An 18,229-nucleotide genomic window follows, 5' to 3' on the forward strand; every position below is an offset into this window, starting at 1 on the left:
GTTACATGGCTACCGGAACAGTTAAGTGGTTCAACGCGACCAAGGGTTTTGGCTTCATCCAGCCCGATGATGGCGGCACCGACGTTTTCGTTCACATCAGCGCCGTCGAACGTGCGGGCCTGAGCTCGCTCAATGAAGGCCAGAAGATCTCGTTCGAAGCGAAGAAGGACCCGATGCGCGGCAAGACCAGCGCCGAGAACCTTCGCGTCGATTAAAAGGTTGCCGATTCTGGATTTCCACGGATGTACTGGGATCCACTAATCAGCCTCCGATACGAGAGCCCGCCGATGATGAATCGGCGGGTTTTTTGTTTGTCGTGCCGCCGCACGATCAAGAAGCGATGGTGAGCTCGTAGGATGGGTAGAGCGCAGCGAAACCCATCATGTTTCGGCGATTGCAATCGATGGGTTTCGCTCCGCTCTACCCATCCTACGAAGCAATCTTGTCGGTCGCTTTCGGCGCGTTGAATTTCTGCCGCAGCGTCGGCTTGTGAATCTTCCCCGTCGCATTCCGCGGCAGCGCGTCGACGAACTCGATCAGCTTCGGGCATTTGAACCGCGCCAGATTGGCCGCGCAATGCGCGTGGATTTCGGCCGGCGTCAGCGTATGGCCCGGCTTCACGGCCACGATCGCCATGCCGACCTCGCCCCATTGTTCGTTGGGGACGCCGATGATGGCAGCTTCGGCTATGGCCGCGAGCTGATGCAGCACGCTTTCGACTTCGGCCGGATAGACGTTCTCGCCGCCGGAAATGTACATGTCCTTCCAGCGATCGACGATGTAGTAGAAGCCCTCTTCGTCGACGCGCGTGGCATCGCCGGTGTGCAGCCAGCCATCGGTGAATGACGACGCGTTGGCGTCCGGCCTGTTCCAGTAACCCGGCGTGACGTTCGGTCCCCTGACCCAGAGTTCGCCGAGCTCGCCGACATCGGCGTCGGTGCCGTCGGGGCGGACGATCCGCACCTCCGTGTGCAGCACCGCCTTGCCGGACGAGCCGGCCTTGCGCGCGGCGTCCTCGCGATCGAGCGCCAGCACCGCCGGCGACGTCTCGGTCATGCCGTAACCTTGTTGCAGGGCGACGCCGCGTTCCTCCCACACTTTCAGGAGTGGCACCGGCATCGGCGCGCCGCCGACGCCGCCGATCACCAACCGGCTGAAATCGGACGTCGCGAACGCTGGATGCTGCGCCATGAACTGGTAGATCGCGGGCACGCCGAAGAACTGGGTGATGCCCCAGGATGGGTCGCTGATGAGCTGCAGCGCCACGCCGGGATCGAACGCGCGCATGATCAACACCGTGCCGCCGGCATGCAGCACCGGGTTGGTGTAGCAATTCAGTCCGCCGGTATGAAACAGCGGCAGCACGGTGAGCAGCACCGTCGACGGCGAGACATAGGCGGGGCCGCCGAGATTGACGCAATTCCAGAACGTCATGCCATGGGTGATGATCGCGCCCTTGGGCTGACCCGTCGTGCCCGAAGTATACATGATGGTCGAGATGTCATCGAGCGTGACGATCTCCGCACGATCGAGCGGCTTTGAGCCTGCAATCGCCGCCTCGTAGGAACCATCAGTGCCGAAGCGCAGCGCGGACGAAACGCCGCAGAGCTTTGCGACCGCCAGCGCGACCTCAGCCAGATCAGCGTCGTGGATCATCACTTTCGGCGAGGAATCGCCGACGATGAACTGCAATTCGGGTACCGTGAGCCGCGTATTCAACGGCAGGAACACCGCGCCGATCCGGAAGCAGGCGAACTGCACCTCCAGCGTATCGGTCGTATTCAGCGCCAGCACGGCGACGCGGTCGCCGCGCGTGACGCCAAGTTTGTCGCGCAGGTGAGCGGCAAGTCGCGAGATGCGCGCGTCAAACTGCGCGTAGGACAGGCGGCGATCGCTGGCGAGGTCGATGGCAGCACACTTGTCCGGCGTACGGCGGCCGAAATGCGCGATCCAGTCGTAATAGCGAACGGACGACATGCTTCCTCCACGTCCAGCGGTCTTGCGCCGCCGGTTCTGCTTGATGGCATTTTGTTTAGCAGATGAGGGGCCATATGGGGACACGTTGTCTTGCGTGGAGTGGCTAGCGCGGGGAGTGTTGGTCGGGTTGGTATTAGTTGTTTCCGAGGTGCCCAACACACACCAATCGTCATCCCCGCGCAGGCGGGGATCCAGTACGCCGCGGCCTATCGGTTCAATCACTGCTGTCTCTGGAATACTGGATCACCCGCCTTCGCGGGTGATGACAGCCGAGGATGACGCACCTTCACGATCTCGTGGCTCGATTCGCCCGAGGCTTGCTTTCGAATTTCTTCAACCCTCCGGACAGAGGGCGCAGGGAATGCCGGGTGCGCGCTGCACCCGCGTTCTCGTGTGCAAAAAGGCGCACACGAGCATACAGGTTCGGCGGAGGCATCCGACATTCCCTGCGCGATGATTTTAGCTTTTGGCCGCGCTCGAACGCGTTTGAGCGCTCGGACGCCAGATTTCATCTATCGGGACAGGGCGTCGTGACAAGCGCCTTAAACAACGCACTTGCCAGCCTGGGCCGCGATCGGCTTCTGCACAAAATACATCACGATCAAGGAAATCACCGCCGTTGCAACGACGACGTATCCCAGCCGGTCGAAATGCCGAAGCGAGCCGTCGGCATTTTGTCCGATGAGCGCGGCGGCGAGCACTGAGCCGAGGCCGCCGGAGAGTTGTTGCAGGGAAGCGCCGACCGCGCTGAAGGAGCCGCGTTGCGCGGGCTCGGGGATTGCGGAAATCAACGCCTGCGACGGGATCATGCGCGAAAAGATGCCGACGAACATCAGGACGTTGACCAGGATTGCAACGGTCAGACTCACCTGACCGAGATGGGTATAGATCAGTACCATGACGATGGACATGGCGCTGCCGAAGGCGAAGGTGGGGAATTTGCCAAAAGCGTCGCTCGCACGTCCCACTAGCGGTCCGATGAAAATGCTGAACAGGCCGGAGACGAGATAGATCGTTGGCAGATGTCCGATATCGATGCCGAGATTGTGCACGGTGTAGGCGCTGCCAAACGGCATCAGCATGTAGCCGCCGGTCGCCAGAAGCGTCGTCACCCCGAATGCCATCCAATAGCGTGGCTGTGCGACTGTTGCGATCAGATGCCGGAACGCATTTTTGTCCTGCTTGAGCGAGAGATGGCCGTTCACCGGTTTCATCAAGAACAGTACTGCGGCCATTCCGGCGATCGATAGACCGACCAATGCGCCGAACGCTACGTGCCAATTCCAATGGTTGGAGAGAAGAAGGCCGGCGGGGATGCCAAGCACCTGGCTTGCGGCGAAGGCGGTTTGCACGAAGCCCATGACGCGGCCGCGCAGTTGCAGTGCAAAGATATCGGTGATGATGGCGAGTACCACTGAGCCTATCACGCCGCCGAACAAGCCGGTAACGATCCGCCCAATAAGCAGCACATGATAGTTGGGGGCGATCGCGCAAAGCGCCGTTCCAAGGGTAAAGCCAACATAGAAAAATAAAAGCAATCGCTTGCGGTCGAACTGATCGGCAAAGCCGGCCGCCAGAATGCCGGAAATTCCTGCGCTGAATGCGTAGGCGGAGACCGCCACCCCGAACTGTGCGGCCGAAATATCGAGCGCCGGCATGATGATGGCGCCGAGTGGCGACATGATCATGAAGTCGATGATGATCGTAAACTGGACAAGCGCCAGCAGCGCAACGAGGATCGACTGGTACCGAGAAAAGCCGGGGGATAGCTCCCGCAGCTCATCGATCGGCTCCTTCAGGTTTTGTTCGGTCATGACATTCATTCGGGCGGGTAAGGATGAGGACGTGCGATATGCAGCCGGACGCCGGTCCTTATCTATTCTGGCTCGGCGTTATTTCGATGGCTTGACAAGCAGTTTAATGCCTGCTCGACGCGGGCGTCGATTCAGGTTGGTGCAGGTTCTATCGCCAGTCGAAATCCCGCAACTGGGAAGTCCGCTTTGCCTTCTGCGCATCCGCCACGAGATAGGTGGGGCGAGGACCAAACACGAGCCATGGTCTCGGCGCGCCGAACAGCCAGCCTTCCGGCGCCGCCTTGAAATATTGCCCTTCGACGCCGGGCGGCAAAAGTCGAAGTGCACGTGCCAATTGCTCTACTTTCAAAACCTATGACGCAAGCATGCGTGGCTGAGATTAATTGTCAGTCCGTCCGAGACATCTCCGAAAGACCATGCGGAGCGGATACTGCGATTCTGGCAGTGCGCTCGACCGCCTCGCCGCAGGATCGTCATTGATCCCGCGGCGATGCGGGTCTCTGCTAATTCCGAACAAATCTGGCACTGCCGAACCAATCGTCCCAGGCCAGCGCTTTGATCATGTGGCCTTCGGCCTGAAACCGAATTCGGGCGCGTTCACCCTGTGGTGGCTTTGCAAGCGCTATGAGGGGCAAAGCCATGGCGTCCCGGTCCCCTTGATACTCAAAACCTAAACTCGAAAAGCGCATCAACGGACCGTCAAATCCGGACAATCCGTCAATGCGAAACCACAAATGGTTGTCTTTAGGTTCGACATGCAGCAAGCCGAACCCTTCGTGCCTGTAAGTACCGACGAACTCATCCTGCGACCAACTGGATGTAGAGACAGGCTCCATCCGCCTTTCTTCATCGAAACTCGCAACCCGGTCATTGAGTTCTTTTCTCGCGACCTCATCGAAATGGGTGATCCAGTCTGTGACCGCCTCGCCACGCATCAGTTGGATTATTTGATTGGTGACTGCGAAGTGAGCGAAGCCCGAACCGAGATTGGTCGCTACGAATATGGCCGTGCCGCCTGCCATATCGCACCAAATATTAGCTCGAAACCCGCGAATGCTGCCTTCGTGCTGAATGCGCCGATTACGAACGTGCCAGCCAAGACCATATCCATCATTGAAAGTTTGATCTCTGTGCGCAGCTTGCAGGAGATGTGTCTCTCTCAATTGCTGAGACGAGACGAGTTCGACGCCTGATGGCTTTCCTTCTGCGAGATGAAAGGCCAGCCAAGTTGCTGCTTCACGGGCACTCATTGTCTGACCGATCGCCCCAAGCAGATTGTCGAAGGGCAATGGCGGGACGGGCTGGACCTTGCCTTCAATCTGGTAGTGGGGAGCGGCCATATTGTCGGTGGCATGCGACGTACTGCTCGGCCGCAATCCGAGTGGGATCAGCAGATATTCGTCCAGGACACGATCGAATTGATGCCCCACTGACTGGGCCATTACCTCAGCCGCGGCTGCATAACCGATGTTGCTATACGTAAATTGATCACGAAATTCGGCCGCCGGACGAATGTAGCGGGCGTTAAACAATACTTGCGCTCGACTTAAATCCGAGCCGTATTCGCCGACACTGGCACGGGATAGTCCGGTCCGATTGGCGAGCAAATCCCGTAGCGTCACATGATCGCTGACCCACGCGTCATAAAGCTCAAATGACGGCAGATATTTGCGGATGGGATCGTCCCAGCCAATCGCGCCGGCGTCCACCAGCGCAGCAGCCAGCCCAGAAGTGAAGGCTTTTGAACAGGATCCGATTGCAAAGGCCGTGTCAGCATCGGCACGAATGGACGTCGTGACACTGCGCACGCCATAGGCGCGTACAAGTACAGGACCGTCACGACGAACAACTGCAACGGCAATTCCCGGCACAGCCCAATGTTGCTGGACTTTCGCAATGAAGGGATCAAGTTCTGTTGCCAAATAACTCAATCCAACATCTCCAAGGCAAGATGGCTTATATAGCCGCCGCGGGACCGTCATCGCCCCCGCGGCGGCGCGATCAAATCATGCCACCTCGTGTTCCGCCACTTCCTGTTGCCGCACCGGCTCGGCCGGCGTCGCAAGCTCCTTGGCGAGCCTGGTCGCGCCGACATAGTCGGTCTTGCCGGAGCCCAGCAGCGGCACGGTATCGACCACGCGGATATCCGCCGGCACCGCCAGTTCGGACGCGCCCACGGTCTTGGCCTGGCGCTGCATTGCCGAGCGCTCGGCATCCTTCTGCGTGGTCAGGAGCACGATCCGCTCGCCCTTGCGTGCATCGGGGATCGATACCGCGACCGACATCGCTTGCGGCCACAGCACTGCGGCCATGGCTTCGACTGCCGACAGCGAGACCATTTCGCCGGCAATCTTGGCGAAGCGTTTGGCGCGGCCCTTGATGGCGATGAAGCCCGCCGCATCGATGGCGACGATGTCGCCGGTATCGTGCCAGCCGCCGGCCAGCGGCTCCAGCACGCCGGGGTTTTCCGAACGGAGATATCCCAGCATGACGTTGGGCCCGCGCACCGACAGACGTCCGCCTTCCTCGATGCCGGGGACCGGATCGAGGCGGGCTTCCATCAGCGGCGACAGCCGGCCGACGGTGCCGGGACGATTCGCCATCGGCGTGTTCATCGCGAGCACTGGCGCGGTCTCGGTGACGCCGTAACCTTCGAGGATGCGGATGCCGTAGCGCTCCATATACACTTGCCGTGTGCGGTCCTTCACCGCTTCCGCGCCGGCGATCACGAGGCGCAGGGTGCGGAAGTCGTAGGCGTGGGCCGAGCGCGCATAGCCTGTGAGGAACGTATCGGTGCCGAACAGGATGGTGGCGCCGGTCTGGTAGATCAGCTCCGGCACGATCCGGTAATGCAGCGGCGACGGATACATGAAGATCGGAATGCCGGCCAGCAGCGGCATCATCATTCCGCCCGTCAGGCCAAAGGAGTGGAACACGGGAAGCACGTTGAACACCTTGTCGTTGGCGTTGGCGTCGACGCGCGCCAGCGCCTGGGCCGCATTGGCCAGGATGTTGCGATGGGAGAGCACGACGCCCTTGGGCGTGCCTTCCGATCCCGACGTGAACAGGATCACCGCCGGATCGTCGGCCTTGCGCGCCACGCGCGGCGCGGTACCGGCGAGCAGTCCGCGGATTTTGTCGAGCGTGCCGATGCCGGCACGCACGTCCTCCAGATAAACGACGCGGGCCTGTCCGGCGATGGCTGATATCAGCTTGTCCAGCTTGCCCTTTTCGATAAACGCCTTCGAGGTCAGCACGGTCTTGACTTGGGCTGCCTGCATCGCTGCCAGCACGTTGACCGGGCCGGCAGAGAAATTGAGCATCGCCGGCACGCGGCCGATGGTCTGCAACGCCATGAACACGACGGCGACGCCGGCCGAATTCGGCAGCAGCACACCGACATTCTCGCCGGCCCCGGTGCCGTTCTCGAGCTTGCGACTCAACACCTGGGCGCCGAGGATCATCTTGCGATAGGTCAGGCTGGTGCCGAGCGCGTCCTCGATGATCGGCTTGCCGGTATCGCGGTCGCGGCGGGCATGTGCCAGCGCTTCGAACAGGGTGTGGTCCAGCATGGCGTTCTTGACCACGGCGTCGATCATGACGTCCTGCAGCGCGGCGCCTGCGGCGTTGCGGCGGGTCTTGCCCTTCAACGATGGGTCGACCGATAATTTCACCGGCGGCAGGATGGTGATCGTCACCTTGGGGAACCACGAGCGCTTGATCTCGCCATTCTTCAGATAGCTCAGACGCGAACGCTGCGCGCCTTCGATGCGGACGGGCACGACGACCGCGTCCGCCTTGTCGGCAATCATCGCGGTGCCGTCGTAAACCTTCATCAGCGAGCCCGACACCGTGATGCGGCCCTCGGGGAAAATTACCACGGGCTCGCCCGATGCCACCAGCTTGATCAGGTCGCGCGCCGCCAGCGGCTTGGTCGGATCCATGGTGTAATGCTTGATCAGCTTCAGGAACGGTTTTGCCCACCACGCCTTGGAAATCCCGGTGTCGACGGCATAGCTGGCGTCGATCGGCAGCGTGGCATGCAGCAGCGGGCCATCGACCAGGCTGACATGGTTCGGCGCGATCAGCATGCGGGTGCCGGCGGGCGGCAGATTCTCCATGCCGCGGACCTCGACGCGGAACAGCGCACGAAACAGCAGCGCGCCGAAGTCGCGCACGCCTTCGCGGCCCCATTTGTTGAGCACGAACCAGACCGAGCCGAAGCTTGCGATCGCAAGGCCGAAGAAGATCCAGGCGACCGGAAGACCAAGCGCCTGCAATCCCGCGACCAGCAGCGAGCCGCCCACCATGAAGGCCGCCTGCAGCACGTTGCCGGCCGCGATCACGCGGGCGCGTTCTGACGGCGCGGACCATGCCTGGACGGCGGCAAACGACGGCACCACGAACAAGCCGCCGCCGACGGCGAACAGGAAGAAGTCGGCCAGCATCCGGATGCCGGCGAAAGAGGTGGTGAATGCGGCGGCCGTTACGTCGGTGCCGTGCACGGTGCTTCCGATGGCCCAGGCCAGATCGAGACCGACGATGCCCATCACGATGGCGCCGATCGGCACCAGCGCGAGATTCGGGCGCACGTGACTGAGCTGCGCGGCAATCAGTGAGCCCGCGGCGATGCCGATCGCGAACACGGCGAGGCAGACCGTCACGACGCCTTCGGTGCCGCCGACACCGTCCTTGACCAGCGCAGGCAGCAACGACAGAACGATCGCGCCGACCATCCAGAACCAGGACACGATTACCATGCCGTCCCACAGGCGTGGTTCGGCGTAGAGCGACTTCAAGAGGTGAACGGTGGAGGTCCAGGGATTGACTGTGATCGGCAGATCAGGCGCGGATGGCTGGCTCACGGGGATGCGGGCCGCGAACGCCCAGGAAAGGACCGACAGCCCGACCACGGCTAGGCAAATCCATCCCATGTGCGAGGCGCCTGCGATAAACAGGCCGCCTGCGATCGTGCCGATCAGGATCGCCAGGAACGTCGCGCCCTCGACCAGCGCGTTGCCGGTTGCGAGTTCGGAAACCTGGAGCTGGTCGGGCAGGATCGCGTATTTCACCGGGCCGAACAGGGCTGCCACCACGCCGAACAGCGCGAGCGCCACGAACAGCAACGGGATCGAATGCATGTAGAAGCCGGCGGCCGCAAAGCAGGCGGCAAATATTTCGGCGAACTTCAGGCGCCGCGCGACGGTCATTTTGACGAATTTGTCGGCCAGTTCGCCGCCGAGCGCCGAAAGCACGAAAAACGGAAAGATGAACACCGCGCCGGCCAACGTCACCAAGGGAGCGCCCTCTTCGGCGGCCACGCCATAGAGCAGCATGATGACGAGCGCATTCTTCAGCACATTGTCGTTCAGTGCCGAACAGAATTGCGACCAGAACAGCGGGGCGAAGCGGCGAGAGGACAGCAATTCCTTGATCATGATTATTTCCTGTTACTTCGGCCGGGTAATCCCGGTGTACAATCGTGAGCTGCTAATTTGGGCGTCGTCGGTCGCGCGAAAGTTGTGGCCAATGCGCGAGGTGGTCACCGAGGACGGTTGCATTGAAAGGTTGTACGGAAAGTTATCCGGACATCGTGTCGTGGGAGCTGGCGGATGATTTGCCGCGGCATAGTGATCCCTTTCTTACGATCGGAGACACATTTGAACGAAAGCGGCGGCGCCTCAGGTCAGGTAGTGCAGGGAGGCAAACGGCGACAGCGAGCGCTTCCACGGGCTGCGGGGATGATGGGCTTTCATCATCGCGCGCAGGCGCCGCGCCGACTGGCGGCGGGCCAGAACGCCGCCGACGTCGCAGGCATTGGCCATGCGCTCGATCGGCGCGGTGGCGACGTGGACGATAATTTTGCCAAATCCCTTCACGAGTTCGATGGCATCGTCGACGAAAGTGGTGGTCAGCTGGGAAACGAGGGTTCGCATCGAGGTAGCCTCCGGGCTAAAAAATGAACATTGTTCAAAATGTATAGGGCAAACGTGAGCAACGCTCAAGAAGAATCTTTGCGGGACCGCAAAAAAAATTTGCGGCGCCATCTCATGATCGAGACCGCGCGGGGCTTAATTGCCGATAACGGCTTGAGATCATTGAAGGTTCGGGATGTCGCGGAGGCCGCCGATTGCTCGATCGGGAGCGTCTATAACGAGTTCGGAGACTTCGACGGCCTGATCCTGACCGTGAATCGCGAGACGGTTCGGGCCCTGACCGCCCGCTTGGTCGCGGTCCCTGCCGAAGACCCGGTCCGGCAGCTCCATGGATTGGCCGAGACCTACCTGGCGTTCGCGGCCGATCACGCCAATCTTTTGCGCTCGCTGTTCGAACACCGGATGGAGGACGACCGGCCCTTCCCGGAAGACATCCTAAAGATGGTGATGCAGGCGTTTGCGCTGATGCATGAGCCGATGGTCCGGCTCCTGCCCGACCGCAATCCGGAAGAGGTGGCGTTGCTGGCGCGCATGATGTTCTCCGCCGTGCACGGCATCATTTCGCTCGGCCTGGAAGAGCGAATGGTCGCGGTGCCGCCGGAAAAGCTGCGCCAACAGCTTGCGCAATTCGTGGATACACACCTGGCGGGCTTGGGCATCGCTCTTGATAAAAAGCGAGACGGCTAGGCCTGATCCGGAACGTCTTGCGTTCAATCACGCCGCGATGGTGGCCCGCAGGATTTAGCGCACTCAACAAGCTTGATTCAGTTCCTCCCGCGAGATTAGCTCCAGCCGAGCGTTCGGGAAAATCACATGGCGCGCATTGTTGTGCTTGGTGCGGGATTCGCTGGGCTCTGGGCCGCCCTCGGTGCTGCGCGCAAGCGCGACGAAATCGGTGCGCCGGCAGCGGACGTCGAAATACTCGTCGTCGATCGCAACCCCTACCACAACATCAGGGTACGCAACTATGAGGTCGACATCAGCGACGCGGCCATACCGCTTGTCGAACTGCTTGATCCGGCCGGGGTCGCCCACAAGGTTGCGGAGGTCCGGGGGATAGATCCCGTCAAGCAGCATGTAAGCGTGACAACGAACGCCGGCAGCGAGGTCATAGGATACGATCGGCTGGTGCTGGCGCTTGGCAGCCAGTTGGTGCGCCCTGCAATACCCGGGCTAATGTCCAACGGCTTTGACGTGGATACCTACGCGGCTGCCGCTCGGCTCGACACGCACCTCGCCGGATTGGGCGAGCAAGCGGCTTCGGAAGGCCTTGCCACGGTGGTCATCGTGGGCGCCGGCTTTACGGGCATCGAAGTCGCAACAGAGATGCCGGGCAAGCTCGAAAAGGCTGATCTCTCCGGCAATCGGCGCGTCATTCTCGTCGATCCAAACCCCGTCGTGGGGGAGACGATCGGGGAACAAGCGCGCCCGGTCGTCAGCGAAGCGTTGGCGGCGCTGGGTGTGGAAACGCGGCTCAACGTAACAGTCACGTCTGTCGATGCAGGCAGCGTCACGCTGAGCTCAGGTGAAACGATCCCGACACGGACGCTCGTGTGGTGCGCGGGCATGAGGGCAAGCCCGGTGGCCCAGACGATCGCGGTCGAGCGGGATCGGCTTGGTCGCCTGCACGTGGATCACTTCATGCGCGTTGCTGGCGCAACAAACATCTTTGCGGCCGGCGATGTGGCCTCCTGCGTCGTGGACGGTGAACATTCCACCGTGATGTCCTGCCAGTTCGCAAGACCGATGGGCCGCTTTGCCGGGAATAACGTTGTGGCCGATTTGCTTGGACAGCCGATGCTTCCACTCCAGATCGATTGGTATGTGACCGTGCTCGACCTCGGAACCTGGGGAGCACTTCAAACCATTGGATGGGACCGCCAGCTGTATTCATCCGGAGCGCCTGCGAAGGCGACCAAGCAAGTGATCAACCAGCAGCGGATCTATCCGCCGAGGAACGGCGTACGCGCGGACATTCTGGCTGCCGCCGCACCGACGGTGCAGAAACCGCCACCAGTTGCACGTCGATAATTGGCTGCGTCGGCAGCGCGGGCCGGGCAGCTCGCTAGTTCACGAACCCCTCAGCAATTCGCTGATCACGTTGAACTGGTTGTCGCGAAACTCGACCATGTAGCCGTCCTTGATCGGACGGTAGTCGGTCCGCGAGGTGTTGAGCGTCACCCCGGGCATCAGCATCGGCAGTGCCACGCCCTTGAGGTTGGCCGCCTGCGCCATGATGTTTTCGCGGCTGAGGTCGTTCTTGCACTGGGTCAGCACCACGACCAGCGCTTGGGCGACCATGTAGCCATAGCCCGCCGCCAGATTGGCCGGATCGACATTGGGCAGCCGCGCCTTCATGAAATCCCGGTAGGCAACCAGGTCCGCGTCGGTGGAATCCACCGAATAGGGCTTTAGCGCGCCGACCGACATGATGCCGGTCGCCGCTTCGAGCCCGGCCGGCACCATCACGGTTTCCTTGTTGGCGCAGCCCGAGGAGATGAAACGCATCGGACGCCAGCCGGTCTCGTAGGCTTTTCGGATCGCTTGCGCACACGCACGCGGCGTCACGCTGTAGATCAGGAAGACGTCGGCCTTGGTGTTGGCGAGCGTGAGGATCTGCGAATCGATCGTGGGATCGGCGACTTCGAAACTCGTCGCCATCGCGATCATCTTGTCGGCGTCCGCCCCGAGCGCTTCCTTGACGCCGCGCAGATAGTCCTTTCCGGCATCGTCGTTCTGGTAAAGGATCGCAAAGCGCGCATTGGGATTCTTGGCGCGGGCAAAACGCACCTCGATGCCGGCTTCCTCGACATAGTTGGGCGCCCAGGGCAACGCCATCAGCCAGGGCTGGTTGACAGGGTCGTTCCATTTCGATGCCGAGCTGATCAGGAACAGATGCGGCACCTTGGCGCCGTTGAGATATTTTGCGGTCGCCGAACTCGGCGCGGTACCCATGGTTCCGAACATGAAGGCGACGCCGTCATTTTCGACCAACCTGCGCGTCGCCTCGACCGTCTTCGGCGGCGAAAAGCCGTCGTCGAGCGAGATCATGTTGAGCTTGCGGCCGTTGACGCCGCCCTTCTCATTGACCAGGTCGAAATAGGCCGCAAAGGCCTTGCCGGTGACGCTGAGCGCCGACGCCGGGCCGCTATACGGCATGATGTTGCCGAACTTGATCTCGGTGTCGGATATACCGGGCTGCTGGGCTGAGGCCGTTGGCGCAGCGGCGAGGGAGAGCAGTGCGGAAAAGAAAGCCGGGACGAACTTGTTCAATCGGATCATGTTTCATCCTCCCGGCGAATGGCCGACAATGTTGTTATTGGTTTTGAACCAAGGCTAGGGCATCCTCGGGGAACCGGTCTTGCGTCCAGTTGCTGGAGCAGCACGCGTCGGTTCGTTGCCGTGGCGCCCGCGCCTGCATGATGATGCCAGCCGCTCAACGCAAGTTTGCGCGGGCCAAATCGGGGCATCGTGATCCCTCGGGAGGAAAGCATGCTGGAGCGCACAAGGGTGCAAAGCCCGTTCTATACCGCCGAACACGAGGCCTTCCGCGATGTGATGCGCCGCTTCGTGTCGCGCGAGATCGAGCCGTTCGCCCATGAATGGGACGAGGCCGGCGAATTTCCGCGCGAGCTTTATCGGAAAGCGTCCGAGATCGGGCTATTGGGGCTCGGCTTCCCGGAAGAGTATGGCGGTGTGCCTGCCGACCAGTTCATGAAAATCGTGGCGTCGCAGGAGCTGGCGCGCGCCGGCGCCGGCGGGGTCAGTTCGAGCCTGATGAGCCACACCATCGGCTCGCCGCCGATCGCGCGCGCCGCCCGGCCCGAGGTAAAGGCGAGGGTGCTGCCGCAGGTACTGTCGGGCGAGAAGATTTCGGCGCTCGCGATCACCGAGCCCAGCGGCGGCTCGGATGTGGCCAATTTGCGCACCAAGGCGCGGCGCGACGGCGACCACTATGTCGTCAGCGGCGAAAAGACCTTCATCACCTCGGGCATGCGGGCCGATTACCTGACGGTCGCTGTGCGCACCGGCGGCGAGGGGCCGGGCGGCGTCAGCATGCTGCTGATCGAAGGCGACACGCCGGGCCTGTCGCGCACGAAACTGAAAAAGATGGGCTGGTGGGCGTCCGATACCGCGACGCTGCACTTCGACGAATGTCGCGTGCCGGTGGAAAACCTGATCGGCGAGGAGGGCCAGGGTTTCAAGATCATCATGCACAATTTCAACAGCGAACGCATGGGCATGGCGGCGAGCTGCACGGCCTATGCCCGCGTTTGCGTCGAGGAGGCGATTGCCTATGCCAAGGAACGCAAGACGTTTGGCAAGCCGATCGCGCAGCACCAGGTGATCCGCCACAAACTGGTCGACATGGCGCAGAAGGTCGCAGCGTCGCAGGCGATGCTGGAAATGCTGGCGTGGCGGCTTGGGCAGGGTGAGAGCCCGGTTGCCGAAATCTGCATGATGAAGAACCAGGCGACCCAGACCATGGCGTTCTGCGCCTCGGAGGCCGTGCAGATTTTCGGCGGCGCCGGCTTCATGCGCGGCATCAAGGTCGAGCGCATCTACCGCGAGGTCAAGGTCAACGCCATCGGCGGCGGCACCGAGGAGATCATGAAGGATCTCGCGTCGCGGCAGATGGGGCTTTAGTACGCCACACGCACCGTCATTCCGGGGCGCGTCGAAGACGCGAGCCCGGAATCTAGAGGTGACTAAGACAATATCGAGGTTCCGGGTTCGGCGCTTCGCGTCGCCCCGGAACGACAAGGAAATAACATGCTCTTCACCGCCGACCACGACGAACCCCGCCGTATCCTGCAAAAGTTCATCGCCGCCGAGATCAACCCGTTCGTCGACGAGTGGGAGAAGAACGACATCTTTCCCGCGCATGAGCTGTTCAAGAAGCTCGGGGATCTCGGTTTCCTCGGCCTCAACAAGCCGGTTGAATTCGGCGGCCAGGGGCTCGATTACTCCTATGCGCTGATGATGGCCGAAGAGCTCGGCGCCATCACCTGCGGCGGCGTGCCGATGGCGATCGGGGTGCAGACCGATATGGCGACGCCGGCGCTGGCGCGGTTCGGCTCCGACGAGGTGCGTCGTGAATTTCTGGCGCCCGCGATTGCCGGCGATGCGGTGGCCTGCATCGGTGTCTCCGAGCCGGGCGCCGGTTCCGATGTCGCCTCGATCAAGACCAATGCGCGCTCCGACGGCGACGACTATGTCATCAACGGCGGCAAGATGTGGATCACCAACGGCGTGCAGGCCGACTGGATCTGCCTGCTTGCCAATACCAGCGATGACCAGGCCCACCGCAACAAGTCGCTGATCTGCGTACCGATGAAGAGCAAGGGCGTGCAGGTCGCGCGCAAGCTCGACAAGATGGGCATGCGCTCCTCCGACACCGCGCAGATCTTCTTCGACAATGTCCGGGTGCCCAAGCGCAACCGGATCGGCGAGGAAGGCAAGGGCTTTACTTACCAGATGGTGCAGTTCCAGGAGGAGCGGCTGTGGGGCGCGGCGGCCTGCCTCAAGGCGCATGAGTTCATCATATCAGAGACAATCGAATATACCCGCAACCGAAAAGCGTTCGGAAAATCGATCCTCGACAACCAGACCGTCCATTTCAAGCTGGCGGAGATGCAGACCGAAGTCGAGCTGCTGCGCGCGCTGATCTATCGCGCCGCCGAGGCGCTGGTCGCGGGCGAGGACGTGACGCGGCTCGCCACCATGGCCAAGCTCAAGGCGGGGCGATTGGGGCGCGAACTCACCGATGCCTGCCTGCAGTTTTGGGGCGGCATGGGTTTCATGAACGAGACGCCGGTCAGCCGGGCCTATCGCGACAGCCGCCTGACCTCGATCGGCGGCGGCGCCGACGAGGTGATGCTGACGGTGCTGTGCAAGATGATGGGCACACTGCCGAAAAACCAATAAGAAGCTATCAGAAGTAACGATGAGGAACGCCTGATGATCACGCTCTATCACTGCGACGGCGCACGCTCGTTCCGGCCGCTCTGGATGCTGGAAGAGATGGGGCTGCCCTATGAGCTGAAAATGCTGCCGTTCCCGCCGCGGGTGTTCGCCAAGGAATATCTCGCGATCAATCCGCTCGGCACCATTCCGTTCATGGTCGATGGCGAGACCAAGATGACGGAGTCCTCTGGCATCTGTTATTACCTCGGCACCAAATACGGGCCGACGCCGCTGGTGGTCGGGCAGGACGATCCGGCCTATGGCGCGTTCCTGAACTGGATGTATTTCAGCGATGCCACGCTGACCTTTCCGCAGACGCTGGTGCTGAGATACAGCCAGCTCGAACCGGAGGAGCGGCGTAACCCGCAGGTGGCCGGCGATTACGCCAAATGGTTCCTCGGCCGGCTGCGCGCCGTCGAGGCAGCCACCGCGAATGCCGGAACCTTGTGCGCCGGCCGGTTCACCGCGGCCGATATCGTCAACGGCTATGCGTTGCGCCTGGCGGGCAATATTGGCCTCGCCAAGGATTTCGGCCCCAATGTCGCCGCCTATTGGGCGCGATTGCAGGAACGCGACGGCTACAAGCGTGCCGTTGCGGCGGAACGCAAGGCGGGTGTCGAGCAGAATGTGGCGCCACGGATAAGGGCTTGAGGGATGTGTCATTCCGGGGCGCGAAGCGCACCCGGAATGACGGCTCGTTCTGCCGGTGACAGACACCGAATTTCCACTATGGTTGACCCCGTCGCAGCGGCCAAAGAGCCGCGCGAGGAGGACGAACCATGGACGACATCGGCCAGAAATCCGGCCATCTGATGCTGATCATACCCGAGCGAGTGTTTTACGCAGGGCTCCTCGGTCGTCCGCGCCAACGCTGCTCGGGCGCGTTCAACATCTATGTCTCGATCGAAGGCGGACTCTGGCTCACGACCGCCGATGGCCGCGAGAGCTACGGCGAGATGGTCGCCGTGCTCCCGAACGTCAGGCATACCATCGCAAGCGACCATCGTTCGGTGCTCAGCATCGTGATCGAGCCGGAGAGCGTTCCTCCCGGTGCGCTCGAAGACCTCGCCAAACGCCTCGCGGGGCCCGAAGGCGAAGCTTTCGCCAGCCGCATCCGCGCCGCCTATCGCGAACTGCGTGAGCATCATGCCGGCGACGAATTCTCCAGCGCCGAATTCGATACCCTGTGTCTTGGTGAAGCGCTGCCGCGGCGCGTACTCGATGCCCGCGTGGCGCGCGCGATTCTGCAGATCGGTAAATTCTGCGGCGAACCGGTGACGGCAGCAAGCTGTGCCGCGGAGGCGGGACTGTCCCCGTCGCGTTTCCTGCATTTGTTCAAGGAAGAGACCGGAATTTCCTTCCGTTCGTTCCGCGCCTGGAAGCGGGCGCGGCATCTGCTGCATTTCGCCAATCAGGACATCAACCTTGCGCATCTGGCGCAGGATATCGGCTATCCCGACTCCACGCATTTCAGCCACTCGATCCGCCGCTTCTACGGCCTGAAGCCGCGCGCGATTTTTTCCGGTTCGCGCGATCTGGCGATCTATAGCCACGGCCGTGCCAGCGCCGACAATAGCGGGTTGACGCAAGAAGCCGGCTGATGCCGGACGCATGATCGCACTGGATATTCTCGCGACTTCGCGCGTCTCGCAAAGGCTGATCCATGGGCGACAAGGCCGTCATTACCTGCGCGCTGAACGGCGTGCTGACCGATCCGAAGCAGCACAACGTGCCTGTGACGCCGGAGCAGATGGCGCGCGAGGCCAAGGCCGCGTTCAACGCCGGCGCCAGCGTCATGCATGTCCATCTGCGCCAGCAGGAGCCGAACAAGGGGCACCTGCCGTCCTGGGACGTCAGCGTCAGCAAGGAAATCCAGCAGGCCATTCGCGAAGCCTGTCCCGGCGTCATCATCAACCACACCACCGGCACCTCGGGTCCGAAATATCAGGGCGCGCTCGACTGCGTGCGCGAAACGAAGCCTGAAATCGCGGCCTGCAACGCCGGCTCGCTGAACTATCTAAAGGTGAAGTCCGACAATACCTGGGCCTGGCCGCCAATGATGTTCGATAACGCGGTCGAGAAGGTGCAGGACTATCTCGACGTGATGAAGGATGCCGGCACGATCCCGGAGTTCGAATGCTTCGACGTCGGCATCGTGCGCTGCGTCGGCATGTACCGGCAGACCGGCATGTACGCCGGCCCGCTCGAATATAACTTCGTGATGGGCGTCGCCTCCGGCATGCCGGCTGATCCGGACCTGCTGCCGATCCTGCTGAAGCTGAAATTGCCGGAAGCCCATTGGCAGGTGACTGCGATCGGCCGCGCCGAAATCTGGCCGCTGCACCAGCGCTGCGCCGATCTCGGCGGGCATCTCCGCACCGGTCTGGAAGACACCTTCTATCTCGCCAGCGGCGCCAAGGTGACCTCGAACGGGCAGCTGATCGAGGAAATCGCTGCCTGCGCGCGGCGCGCGGGGCGCGAGATCGCAAGCCCGGCGGAAGCGCGGCAGATTTTCGGGACCAGGCATTAGTGCCG

Annotated in this window: 15 protein-coding genes; 8 read left to right on the forward strand and 7 right to left on the reverse strand. The window is 61.9% G+C overall.

Annotation, left to right across the window (positions count from 1 at the left end; all coding sequences use genetic code 11):
- Positions 1 to 5 precede the first annotated feature (5 nt).
- Entirely contained in the window at positions 6 to 215 is a 210-nt protein-coding gene (locus tag ACPPVP_RS03195; RefSeq protein ID WP_192735591.1) for a cold-shock protein, read from the forward strand.
- A gap of 214 nt (positions 216 to 429) precedes the next feature.
- Here the strand turns inward: ACPPVP_RS03195 and ACPPVP_RS03200 are convergent, their stop codons facing one another.
- From ACPPVP_RS03200 to ACPPVP_RS03225, 6 genes are all read right to left on the reverse strand, one after another.
- Complete coding sequence (locus tag ACPPVP_RS03200; protein WP_426531223.1) at positions 430 to 1,977, reverse strand: acyl-CoA synthetase; 1,548 nt, start codon at positions 1,975 to 1,977, stop codon at positions 430 to 432.
- Positions 1,978 to 2,519: 542 nt separating this feature from the next.
- Entirely contained in the window at positions 2,520 to 3,791 is a 1,272-nt protein-coding gene (locus ACPPVP_RS03205; RefSeq protein WP_426531225.1) for an MFS transporter, read from the reverse strand.
- A gap of 148 nt (positions 3,792 to 3,939) precedes the next feature.
- Positions 3,940 to 4,125 (reverse strand): hypothetical protein, encoded by a 186-nt coding sequence (locus tag ACPPVP_RS03210; protein WP_426531227.1) that lies wholly within the window; start codon positions 4,123 to 4,125, stop codon positions 3,940 to 3,942.
- Between the two features lie 169 nt (positions 4,126 to 4,294).
- Complete coding sequence (locus tag ACPPVP_RS03215) at positions 4,295 to 5,722, reverse strand: serine hydrolase (RefSeq protein ID WP_426531229.1); 1,428 nt, start codon at positions 5,720 to 5,722, stop codon at positions 4,295 to 4,297.
- A gap of 75 nt (positions 5,723 to 5,797) precedes the next feature.
- Positions 5,798 to 9,229: an acyl-[ACP]--phospholipid O-acyltransferase gene (locus ACPPVP_RS03220; RefSeq protein ID WP_426531231.1), complete on the reverse strand. Its 3,432-nt coding sequence runs from the start codon at positions 9,227 to 9,229 to the stop codon at positions 5,798 to 5,800.
- 243 nt (positions 9,230 to 9,472) lie between these two features.
- Complete coding sequence (locus ACPPVP_RS03225) at positions 9,473 to 9,727, reverse strand: hypothetical protein (RefSeq protein ID WP_426531233.1); 255 nt, start codon at positions 9,725 to 9,727, stop codon at positions 9,473 to 9,475.
- 114 nt (positions 9,728 to 9,841) lie between these two features.
- Between ACPPVP_RS03225 and ACPPVP_RS03230 the strand changes: the two genes are divergently transcribed.
- Together ACPPVP_RS03230 and ACPPVP_RS03235 are read left to right on the forward strand one after the other, a co-directional pair.
- Positions 9,842 to 10,414, forward strand: coding sequence for a TetR/AcrR family transcriptional regulator (locus ACPPVP_RS03230; protein ID WP_426531235.1), 573 nt, complete (start codon positions 9,842 to 9,844; stop codon positions 10,412 to 10,414).
- Between the two features lie 126 nt (positions 10,415 to 10,540).
- On the forward strand, positions 10,541 to 11,758 hold the full coding sequence (locus ACPPVP_RS03235) for an NAD(P)/FAD-dependent oxidoreductase (RefSeq protein WP_426531237.1): 1,218 nt from the start codon (positions 10,541 to 10,543) through the stop codon (positions 11,756 to 11,758).
- A gap of 39 nt (positions 11,759 to 11,797) precedes the next feature.
- Here the strand turns inward: ACPPVP_RS03235 and ACPPVP_RS03240 are convergent, their stop codons facing one another.
- The gene (locus tag ACPPVP_RS03240; RefSeq protein WP_426531239.1) at positions 11,798 to 13,009 is read right to left on the reverse strand and encodes an ABC transporter substrate-binding protein; all 1,212 of its coding nucleotides are present in this window, start codon (positions 13,007 to 13,009) and stop codon (positions 11,798 to 11,800) included.
- Between the two features lie 210 nt (positions 13,010 to 13,219).
- Between ACPPVP_RS03240 and ACPPVP_RS03245 the strand changes: the two genes are divergently transcribed.
- From ACPPVP_RS03245 to ACPPVP_RS03265, 5 genes are all read left to right on the forward strand, one after another.
- Entirely contained in the window at positions 13,220 to 14,374 is a 1,155-nt protein-coding gene (locus ACPPVP_RS03245; RefSeq protein WP_426531241.1) for an acyl-CoA dehydrogenase family protein, read from the forward strand.
- A 126-nt stretch (positions 14,375 to 14,500) separates the two neighbouring features.
- Entirely contained in the window at positions 14,501 to 15,655 is a 1,155-nt protein-coding gene (locus tag ACPPVP_RS03250) for an acyl-CoA dehydrogenase family protein (protein WP_426531243.1), read from the forward strand.
- A 33-nt stretch (positions 15,656 to 15,688) separates the two neighbouring features.
- A complete protein-coding gene (locus ACPPVP_RS03255; RefSeq protein WP_426531245.1) occupies positions 15,689 to 16,345 on the forward strand; it encodes a glutathione S-transferase family protein in 657 nt (218 codons plus the stop codon).
- A gap of 128 nt (positions 16,346 to 16,473) precedes the next feature.
- Positions 16,474 to 17,295: a helix-turn-helix domain-containing protein gene (locus tag ACPPVP_RS03260; RefSeq protein WP_426531247.1), complete on the forward strand. Its 822-nt coding sequence runs from the start codon at positions 16,474 to 16,476 to the stop codon at positions 17,293 to 17,295.
- Between the two features lie 62 nt (positions 17,296 to 17,357).
- The gene (locus ACPPVP_RS03265) at positions 17,358 to 18,224 is read left to right on the forward strand and encodes a 3-keto-5-aminohexanoate cleavage protein (RefSeq protein WP_426531249.1); all 867 of its coding nucleotides are present in this window, start codon (positions 17,358 to 17,360) and stop codon (positions 18,222 to 18,224) included.
- The last annotated feature ends 5 nt before the right edge of the window (positions 18,225 to 18,229 follow it).

The organism is Bradyrhizobium sp. McL0615 (assembly GCF_049993905.1).
In the GTDB taxonomy this organism is placed as follows: Bacteria; Pseudomonadota; Alphaproteobacteria; order Rhizobiales; family Xanthobacteraceae; genus Bradyrhizobium.

Excerpts from the sequence above, each read along its gene's own strand:
- ACPPVP_RS03220 (WP_426531231.1), bottom strand. The coding sequence starts at position 9,229 with ATGATCAAGGAATTGCTGTCCTCTCGCCGCTTCGCCCCGCTGTTCTGG.
- ACPPVP_RS03195 (WP_192735591.1), top strand. The coding sequence starts at position 6 with ATGGCTACCGGAACAGTTAAGTGGTTCAACGCGACCAAGGGTTTTGGC.
- ACPPVP_RS03250 (WP_426531243.1), top strand. The coding sequence starts at position 14,501 with ATGCTCTTCACCGCCGACCACGACGAACCCCGCCGTATCCTGCAAAAG.
- ACPPVP_RS03255 (WP_426531245.1), top strand. The coding sequence starts at position 15,689 with ATGATCACGCTCTATCACTGCGACGGCGCACGCTCGTTCCGGCCGCTC.
- ACPPVP_RS03200 (WP_426531223.1), bottom strand. The coding sequence starts at position 1,977 with ATGTCGTCCGTTCGCTATTACGACTGGATCGCGCATTTCGGCCGCCGT.
- ACPPVP_RS03240 (WP_426531239.1), bottom strand. The coding sequence starts at position 13,009 with ATGATCCGATTGAACAAGTTCGTCCCGGCTTTCTTTTCCGCACTGCTC.
- ACPPVP_RS03265 (WP_426531249.1), top strand. The coding sequence starts at position 17,358 with ATGGGCGACAAGGCCGTCATTACCTGCGCGCTGAACGGCGTGCTGACC.
- ACPPVP_RS03245 (WP_426531241.1), top strand. The coding sequence starts at position 13,220 with ATGCTGGAGCGCACAAGGGTGCAAAGCCCGTTCTATACCGCCGAACAC.
- ACPPVP_RS03230 (WP_426531235.1), top strand. The coding sequence starts at position 9,842 with ATGATCGAGACCGCGCGGGGCTTAATTGCCGATAACGGCTTGAGATCA.
- ACPPVP_RS03235 (WP_426531237.1), top strand. The coding sequence starts at position 10,541 with ATGGCGCGCATTGTTGTGCTTGGTGCGGGATTCGCTGGGCTCTGGGCC.
- ACPPVP_RS03205 (WP_426531225.1), bottom strand. The coding sequence starts at position 3,791 with ATGACCGAACAAAACCTGAAGGAGCCGATCGATGAGCTGCGGGAGCTA.
- ACPPVP_RS03260 (WP_426531247.1), top strand. The coding sequence starts at position 16,474 with ATGGACGACATCGGCCAGAAATCCGGCCATCTGATGCTGATCATACCC.
- ACPPVP_RS03225 (WP_426531233.1), bottom strand. The coding sequence starts at position 9,727 with ATGCGAACCCTCGTTTCCCAGCTGACCACCACTTTCGTCGACGATGCC.